This is a genomic window from Actinomadura sp. WAC 06369, assembly GCF_003947565.1.
GTDB lineage: Bacteria > Actinomycetota > Actinomycetes > Streptosporangiales > Streptosporangiaceae > Spirillospora > Spirillospora rifamycini.
Map to the genome: position 1 here is coordinate 1 of NZ_QHJN01000255.1, position 7410 is coordinate 7410.

A 7410-nucleotide genomic window follows, 5' to 3' on the forward strand; every position below is an offset into this window, starting at 1 on the left:
CATCAACCGGCTCAAACGGCACCGGGCCGTGGCCACCCGGTACGACAAGCTCGCCGTCCGCTACGAAGCGACCCTCCACATCGCTGTCATCAACGACTGGCTGACCTGCCTTTGAAACACGCCCTAGGTGGCTGACCATTTCGCTGACGGGCGGATGCAACTCCTCCACCGCATCCAACACCAGGGTGGCTCCGCCGCGCAGCTGCTCAGCGAGCAAGTGGGGATGTGGGGCCTCCCAAGGTGGCATCCGCCGGTAGGCCCGGCGTTCGCAGTACGCCGAGAGCGGGACGGTCGCTCCGGCAAGGGCGAGTCGCAACCGCGGTGGTTCGAGCCGGTGGGTATCGAGAATTCGGTTCAGAGCGGGCCACGTCAGCAGGCCGGAGAACCGATCCGCTTCGGTGGTCGACGCCGGATATACGCGATGAGTACGGCCCAGGTCCTGGGCGAGGAACATGTCCCCGCCCAGGACCTCGGCGATCAAGTCGATCACGATCAGCCGTCGTTGAGGTCGGACTTGCCGGAGGATCCGCCGTCGGACGGCTGGGTGGCGCGTCCCCGCGCCGCCGTGATCCTCTCTACGGCGACCACCAGCTCGCCGTTCGTGTCGTTGTTCATGGATGTTCCTTCCTGCCTCTTGCCGCTGGTCGGCCGGGCCGTTGGAAACCACGATGCGGCCAACGGCACGTGTTGGGCAGTGAACCGACCCGTGGAACGGTTCCGTGTGCCGAGTCCACAGAGATGATTTGCGGATCATCGGATTCCCTGGAGTGGGTTCCGCTAGTCTTTGACGTGGAGAAGTCGAGAGAGTCAAGGGCGATCAACACGTGACCAGGCGCAAGGTCTTCAACCCAGGCGATATTCCGATGACCTTTTGGAGTTGCGACGAGGTCGCGGAGGCCCTCGCGGATCGTGACGTTGGTCGACTGTTCCGTCTCTTCCTCGCCCGTTATCCTGAATGCACACAGACGCAACTGGCGCTACTTACCCAACATGATCGGTCTGATGTCTCCAATTGGGTGAGAGGCGCGCGGCAAGGCCGAGTGTCCGACATTGAGGTGCTGACCCGTATCGCCGACGGCATGCAGATCCCGGATAGAGCCAGGCTTTCACTCGGACTCGCCCCAGCCGACCCTCTTCCTCTCAAGAAAGAACCAATACGGCCCTGGCGACAAGTGATCGAACGAGACACTGACGCCACCGAGAACACAGGTCGTCCTGTGTGCATAGCCATCTGTGGGAGCCGAACCGCTGACGCCGACGGTGCGGTGATCGACGACGCCGTCCGATGCATGGCACGGCTGGTCTTGAGTCACGGCTACAGGGTGAGCCACGGTCCGGTAGGGGTCGGTATCGAAGTCCTGACCTACATCGCGGATCAGTACCGTCCGCCCGGTATAGCCCGAGCCGTTGGGCTGTTCGGCCACCGAAACGTCATCCAACATGCCGATTTGGTCGTCGTGGTCGGTGGAGGTACCGGCACCCAAACTGAAATCGACCTCGCCCTCTCGATGGGAAAAGCCGTCATAGCTCTGCCGGCGAGCGGTGGTGCCGCCCGCCGCTTCTACACTCGCGCCGCACGAGATGAACGTCTGCGGGCGATGTCCGAGGAGCAGTTCACTGCCCTTGGTGCGGGCGACGATCCCGCGGAAGATCTTGCCCGTATCATCGAAGAACTACTCAGTAGAGAATCTGGAGAGACCGGTGTCTGAACGCCCCTACGTGCTCCTGTCCTGCGCCGCATCGATCGATGGCTACATCGATGACGCCACCAGTCAACGGCTCCTACTGTCCAACGACGAGGACTTCGACCGTGTTGACGAAGTCCGTGCGAGTTGCGATGCCATTCTTGTCGGCGCCAACACCATCCGACGCGATAACCCGCGCCTCCTCGTTCGGGCGGAGGCTCGACGCAAGGACCGAGTTTCCCGAGGGCTGCCCGAAAGCCCGATCAAGGTCACCCTTACGGCAGGGGGCGACTTGCGGCCCGATGCGAAATTCTTCATCGCCGGCGACGTTGAAAAAATTGTTTACTGCGGTAGCGCAGCGGCCGAAGAGTGCCGGAAGCGCTTGGGTGAGGTGGCGACCGTTGAAGGCGTTGGCGAACCGATCGACTTGAAAACCGTGCTGAGCGACCTCGCCGCTCGGGGCGTCCGCCGCTTGATGGTAGAGGGCGGCGGTACCATCCACACCCAGTTCCTCACCGCTGGTCTCGCCGACGAGCTGCAGCTCGTCATCGCTCCGTTCTTCGTTGGTGACTCTGCTGCCCCTCGGTTCGTGGGGGACGGCGAGTTCCGTCATGGCCCCAGTGACCGCATGAGCCTCGCCGAGGTGCGTCCGATCGGAGACGTGATTCTGGCTCGATACCTGCTCAAGCGCTCCTGATCGGTGCGGGACGTCGGCCACTGGCTGGGCGGTACGCCGAGCGCTTTCTGGGCCGTTGGCGAGGAGGACCGGCGGCCCGGCGGCCCGGCGGTCCGGCGGCCCGGCGGCCCCGCCTCGGGTTGGGCAGACATTCCCAGAGGACGGTAACGAGGCGCCACCCGCTGCTCTGGCGAGTGCCCTGCCACCGGATGCCGACGGCCGCGGCGCCGAACACCCTCGGCCCCAGAGCGATCCGGGTATGGCCCGCATCGCTACCGCGTCCGATGACCGCACCGTGCGGGTCTGGGACGGCCGCCGCCGAGGAACAGGAGGCCGCCGGGGCCCACCGGGACAAATGACTTCGGTTGCCTGATCCGCCGATGGGACCCGGCTGCTCACGGGCTCGGTCGACGGCACTGCACGGATCTGGAGGGCGGGCAGGCTTCCCGCCGATCCGTGACGTTCTCAAAGGGCCGTGTCGACCTCGCGGACGTCCGTCTCCACCAAGTGGAACGATCAGCTCGCGCCACTTCGCCACCACTCGTCGAGCAGGCCGTGCCGTACCCGGTACGTTCGCAGTTGCGTCGTCCTCGCCACCGTCCCGCCCCTTCCGCCGTCGCGATTGCCCGTGAGATTCGTGGCGAGCCGGGGCCTTGGCGTCGCCCGCTTTGAGTCCTCGGTTTGATGCCCTGACGTGGATAGCCGTAGTTGAGCGACGGATCGAGTGCCGGGGTTCCGTCGTGCGGACGAACTGGGCGCATTCTCCGACACAGACTCGACCTCGTTACCCCGGAATCGCGCTTCCCCAGTCGGCCGGGCCGGTGACTCCGCGGCCTGGACGGCAATGGGTGGGAAGAGCATGTCGCGCGGGGCGTTCGTAGCCGGGGAACCAGCGGCGGCAGGCGGTGGCGAGCCGGGTGAGGAGGCCGGGGCGCGCGGTCGGGCGCGGGTTGACGGCTTCGCGGCGTGGCGGGCTCCAGGTGCCGTCGCGTCTTCGCGTAGACGGCGGAGCTGCGGATGTGTCGCGTCCGGCGGGGCGTGGAGGGCCGAGGGCGGCGCGGAGTTGGTAGGCGAGCTCGGCGGCGTTCTTGGCTTCGACCAGCCGGTTGGGGAGGAGCGCCCACAGTGAGCCGCTGTAGTCGCCGTACCAGAGGCAGACGCCGGGGAACGTCCGTCGCAGGTCGGCCAAGGCCGCGTCGAGGTCGGCGTCCAGTTCGATGTGGGACGGGTGATGGTCGTCGGGTTGCATGGTGAGCCTCCGGAGAAGGGGGGAGCGGTCTACCAGGACGCCGTGAACATGCGGCCTCTGAGGACGTGGGCCACCAGTTCGGCGGCGCCCTCGGCGTCGCCGCAGGGACAGAGGTAGTGATGGTCCAATTCGTGATAACCCCAAATTTCGCCCGGTGCGGCGTGGACGGCGATCACGGTTCGGACGTGGGCGTGCGGGTCGATGACCGCCAGCCGTGGCCGAGCGCGGTGCCGCGCGACGCAGCGGTATCCCAGCGCGTGGAGCACGGTGGCGAGCGCGTCCAAATGCCGGATCGCCGCCGACCGTTTCCACCACGCCCGCAGGCTGAGCAGGACGGGTTCGGCTCGGACGATCAGAGCGCCCACCGAACCCACACGACCTTTCCGGTCTCGTACAGCGGGCGGATGCCCCATTCCTGGACGAGCTCGATGACCAGCGGCAGCCCCCGCCCGCCCTCGGCGTGGTCGTTCTCCGGCCGGACGACGGGCAGCGCGGCCCCCTCGTCCCACACCTCCACACACACGGAGGTCTTGGTCTCATTCGGGAAAATTCGCACGACGATATGACCGAATTCGACGTGCTTGTAGGAATTGGTGACCAATTCCGTCACCACGAGCCGCCCCGCGAAGTCGTCGTGTATGTCGAGTTGCCCGAACTGCTCGACGAGGAACCGCCGCGCGAGCGCGGGTGCCTGGTCGGACGGTGGAAGGACGAGCGTCGGCGTCTCCGGCGCAAGCGCAACGGTTGACATTGGAAGATCCCTTCGCGACGAGTCCGGTTGCCTGTCCGCTAATTCAGGCAGTCGGCCCGCAGTGCGAGGCGTCAACTACAGAACAAACAGAAATCTGAGGTCGGATTACTTGGTGACACTTGAGGTCGCTTGAGGCACCATGTGCGTATGGCGTCCTCCCAGCAGCAAGGCAAGCGCAACAGCACGTCGCCCATGCTCACGGCGTTCGGGAAAGCATTGCGGCGCCACCGCAGCCGCGTCGGGCTCAGCCAAGACCGGCTGGCGGCCAAATTGGGGGTAACTGCCCAATATGTGTCTTTGGTGGAACTCGGCCGCACCCGTTGCACCTTAGAGTTCGTCACGGCATCAGACGCGGCTCTTGGGGCTGAAGGTGAGCTTCAGGAGTTGTGGAAAGACCTCGTTATGGACTCGGCCTACCCGACGTGGTTCGACTGGCCCACCGTCGAGGCCGAGGCTCTGGAGCTCACGGAGTACAGCCTGACCGTGGTCCCCGGCCTGTTGCAGCTCCCCGCGTACGCAAGTGCCATCCTGCGCGGCAACAAGGAAGCCGTGGACGCTCGTCTCAAGCGTCAGGACATCCTGCGGAAGAACCCGCCGCCTCCGCTGACCGTGTTGCTGGACGAGGCGGTCTTGCACCGCGAGGTCGGCGACAAGGAGGTCATGCGGGAGCAACTGGAGTACCTGGCCAGTGTGGCCGGACGTAACGTGACCATGCAGGTCGTCCCCAACCGTGGTGAGCACGACGGCAACTCGGGCGCCTTCGTGGTGGCCACTCTGGAAGACCGTTCCGAGGTGGTGTACGTCGAGAGCGCCTATCGTGGCCTCACCTTGAGCGACCCAGACGCGCTGGCTACGATCGCGGCAACCCTCCGGGAGCTTCGTAGTCTGGCGCTGCCGATGACGATGAGTGTCGATCTGATCCGCAGAACGGTGGATGAAAAATGGATTTGAGCACGGCGGTTTGGCGCAAGGCCAGCCGCAGTACGTCGAACGGCGGCAACTGCGTCGAAGTCGCTGATCTTTCCAGCGCCGTTGCCGTCCGTGACAGTAAGGACCCGGACGGCCCCAAGCTCACGGTGAGTCGAGACGACTTCCGGCGCTTCGCTAAGGCGATCAAAGGTCTCTGAGCCCCTGGCGCCTCCCGTCTCAAGGCCGTGTCCGGCGGCAAAGGCGGTAGGCGCGGCCCGTCCTGACGGGACGGGGTGTCAGGGGGTGGCTGTGTCTAGGCGGGTTGCTAGGGCCAGGTAGGTGTCTGTCCAGCCGCTGCTGGTGGCGATCTCGCACAGGGGGGCCGTCGGGAGGAGGAGGTGGCGGAGGTCGGGCAGGCGGGTGGCGTCGCCGCGTTGGAGGCGGTCGGCGTGGTCGCGGAGCTCGGAGACGAGGTCGTCCTCGCTCGCGTACCGCCGCTGCCAGGTCAGGTCCTGGGGCGTGGCCTGCACGATGGCCAGTATCGCTTCGACGGTCTCGAGGGCCGTGCCGAGCACGCGCGCGTCCATCGGAACAGCATCGCCGACCCTCGCCGCCACCGCCAGCCGTCCGCTTACACAACTGTGCGGGAGTGCTAACGCCGTTTTCGAAGGTTCGTCTCGCAGCGCATTCTGGCCGGCGGCCGGGCTTGGGAGTGTGGTCGGGCTTCGGTGCCACCCCCACACGTCAGGAGCGGTTGATGCGACTGAGATCCCTGTTCACGACCGGTGCCCTCGGCGCCGCGCTGGCGGTCCCCATGCTGGGCGCCCCCGCGTCGGCGGCGCCGTGGACCTGCTGGTCCTCCGACGCCCAGATCTACGCGGCGGCCGACACCGTCCACGGCTCCCCAGGCGACCTGCTCGCCTGCCGGGAGGTGAAACTGGACGGCGTCCGCAACGCGCCCGGCCACAAGGCGTGGAAGGTGCGGTACGTCTCCACCGACGCCAAGGGCGCGAAGGTCGCCGTCACCGGTACCGTCGCGGTCCCCACCGCGGCGTGGACGAAGGGCGGCTCGCGGCCGACGATCGCGTTCAACCCCGGGACGCTCGGGTCCGGGCCGCAGTGCGCGTTCTCCCGGCAGCTCGCGGGCCAGAAGCAGGACATGTACGAGGGCGACAACATCGCCACGTTCCTCAACGCGGGCCACGCGGTGGCTGCCACCGACGGCGTCGGCTACATCGACGGCGAGGTGCACACCTACGTCAACGGCGCCAACGCCGGGCACGCGCTGCTGGACGCCGTCCGCGCCTCCCGCCAGATCCCCGGCGGGAGCCTGAAGGCCGACAGCAAGGTCGGCATCTCCGGGTACTCCGAGGGCGGGCACGCCTCCCTGTGGGGCGCCCAGCTCGCCGAGTCCTACGCCCCCGAGCTGAACGTCGTCGGCGCCGCCGCCGGCGGCGTCCCCGGCGACCTGCGCGTCACCGCGGAGGCCCTCAACGGCAGCCTGTTCGCCGGGTTCCTCGCCGACGCCCTCATCGGCCTGAACGCCCAGTACCCCGAGATGCCGTTCGACGAGCTGATGAACGACGCGGGCCGCCGCGCCGTCGACGACGTCAAGAAGAACTGCCTGCTCGGCACCCTGGCGGTGTTCACGGGCGCGCGGGTGGAGAACTTCACCACCGACAAGCTGTCGCTGGACGACCTGTACGCGATCGCGGGACCCGGGGGCGTGACCTGGGGCGAGATCGTCGACCGGCAGAAGGTCGGTGTCGGCATCGGCCCCGCGGGTTCGGGCGCCCGGTACGAGATCGGCTTCCCGGTGTTCCAGTACCGCGGCTGGCTGGAGGAGATCATCCCGCACGAGACCGAGGACGCCACCCGGCAGCTGTACTGCGACGCCGGCATCAACACCACCTGGAAGAACACCTACATGTCCGAGCACCTGTCGACCGACTGGGCCGCGGCCCAGGACGTGACGAAGTTCCTGAACGACAGGTTCGAGGGCAAGCCGGTCGAAGGCAACTGCTGACCCGACCGTCCCCCGGCCCGGACGCTGAATGCATCGGCGTCCGGGCCGGTTCGCGCCGTCAGGGGGTCGGCTGGGAGGGGCGTTCGTCCAGGTCGGGCGGGGCGGAGCGGTAGG

The 7410-nt window shown here is 67.0% G+C and carries 10 protein-coding genes and 1 pseudogene; 5 read left to right on the forward strand and 6 right to left on the reverse strand.

All coding sequences use genetic code 11. From position 1 onward, the window contains the following. Together DMH08_RS41280 and DMH08_RS42545 are read right to left on the reverse strand one after the other, a co-directional pair. Window positions 1-490 (reverse strand): annotated as a pseudogene (locus DMH08_RS41280) (hypothetical protein); the annotation flags it as partial. A gap of 2 nt (window positions 491-492) precedes the next feature. Beyond that, window positions 493-615: a hypothetical protein gene (locus DMH08_RS42545; protein WP_267898600.1), complete on the reverse strand. Its 123-nt coding sequence runs from the start codon at window positions 613-615 to the stop codon at window positions 493-495. Window positions 616-824: 209 nt separating this feature from the next. On the opposite strand from DMH08_RS42545, the gene DMH08_RS37245 reads away from it, so the two are divergent. After that, window positions 825-1709: a hypothetical protein gene (locus tag DMH08_RS37245; protein ID WP_125620909.1), complete on the forward strand. Its 885-nt coding sequence runs from the start codon at window positions 825-827 to the stop codon at window positions 1707-1709. Next, window positions 1702-2382 (forward strand): RibD family protein, encoded by a 681-nt coding sequence (locus DMH08_RS37250; protein ID WP_125620911.1) that lies wholly within the window; start codon window positions 1702-1704, stop codon window positions 2380-2382. The genes DMH08_RS37245 and DMH08_RS37250 overlap by 8 nt, the downstream gene beginning before the upstream one ends. Window positions 2383-3145: 763 nt before the next feature. Here the strand turns inward: DMH08_RS37250 and DMH08_RS37255 are convergent. From DMH08_RS37255 to DMH08_RS37265, 3 genes are read right to left on the reverse strand one after another with little or no spacing between them, the layout of a single operon-like run. After that, on the reverse strand, window positions 3146-3610 hold the full coding sequence (locus DMH08_RS37255; protein WP_125620913.1) for a hypothetical protein: 465 nt from the start codon (window positions 3608-3610) through the stop codon (window positions 3146-3148). A 29-nt stretch (window positions 3611-3639) separates the two neighbouring features. Beyond that, the gene (locus tag DMH08_RS37260) at window positions 3640-3975 is read right to left on the reverse strand and encodes a hypothetical protein (protein ID WP_125620915.1); all 336 of its coding nucleotides are present in this window, start codon (window positions 3973-3975) and stop codon (window positions 3640-3642) included. Continuing rightward, window positions 3963-4361 (reverse strand): ATP-binding protein, encoded by a 399-nt coding sequence (locus tag DMH08_RS37265; RefSeq protein WP_125620917.1) that lies wholly within the window; start codon window positions 4359-4361, stop codon window positions 3963-3965. Before DMH08_RS37265 ends, DMH08_RS37260 begins: the two co-directional genes overlap by 13 nt. 147 nt (window positions 4362-4508) lie before the next feature. Here DMH08_RS37265 and DMH08_RS37270 point away from each other — a divergent pair, with 147 nt between their 5' ends. Both DMH08_RS37270 and DMH08_RS37275 read left to right on the forward strand, forming a co-directional pair. Then, complete coding sequence (locus DMH08_RS37270) at window positions 4509-5312, forward strand: helix-turn-helix domain-containing protein (RefSeq protein WP_026403080.1); 804 nt, start codon at window positions 4509-4511, stop codon at window positions 5310-5312. Next, entirely contained in the window at window positions 5303-5488 is a 186-nt protein-coding gene (locus DMH08_RS37275) for a DUF397 domain-containing protein (protein ID WP_084550416.1), read from the forward strand. Before DMH08_RS37270 ends, DMH08_RS37275 begins: the two co-directional genes overlap by 10 nt. Window positions 5489-5566: 78 nt before the next feature. Here DMH08_RS37275 and DMH08_RS37280 read toward each other — a convergent pair whose 3' ends face one another. After that, window positions 5567-5800: a hypothetical protein gene (locus tag DMH08_RS37280; RefSeq protein ID WP_125620919.1), complete on the reverse strand. Its 234-nt coding sequence runs from the start codon at window positions 5798-5800 to the stop codon at window positions 5567-5569. A gap of 227 nt (window positions 5801-6027) precedes the next feature. Here DMH08_RS37280 and DMH08_RS37285 point away from each other — a divergent pair, with 227 nt between their 5' ends. Continuing rightward, a complete protein-coding gene (locus DMH08_RS37285; RefSeq protein WP_125620921.1) occupies window positions 6028-7296 on the forward strand; it encodes a lipase family protein in 1269 nt (422 codons plus the stop codon). Window positions 7297-7410: the final 114 nt, after the last annotated feature.

Excerpts from the sequence above, each read along its gene's own strand:
- DMH08_RS37275 (WP_084550416.1), top strand. The coding sequence starts at position 5,303 with ATGGATTTGAGCACGGCGGTTTGGCGCAAGGCCAGCCGCAGTACGTCG.
- DMH08_RS37285 (WP_125620921.1), top strand. The coding sequence starts at position 6,028 with ATGCGACTGAGATCCCTGTTCACGACCGGTGCCCTCGGCGCCGCGCTG.
- DMH08_RS42545 (WP_267898600.1), bottom strand. The coding sequence starts at position 615 with ATGAACAACGACACGAACGGCGAGCTGGTGGTCGCCGTAGAGAGGATC.
- DMH08_RS37265 (WP_125620917.1), bottom strand. The coding sequence starts at position 4,361 with ATGTCAACCGTTGCGCTTGCGCCGGAGACGCCGACGCTCGTCCTTCCA.
- DMH08_RS37270 (WP_026403080.1), top strand. The coding sequence starts at position 4,509 with ATGGCGTCCTCCCAGCAGCAAGGCAAGCGCAACAGCACGTCGCCCATG.
- DMH08_RS37255 (WP_125620913.1), bottom strand. The coding sequence starts at position 3,610 with ATGCAACCCGACGACCATCACCCGTCCCACATCGAACTGGACGCCGAC.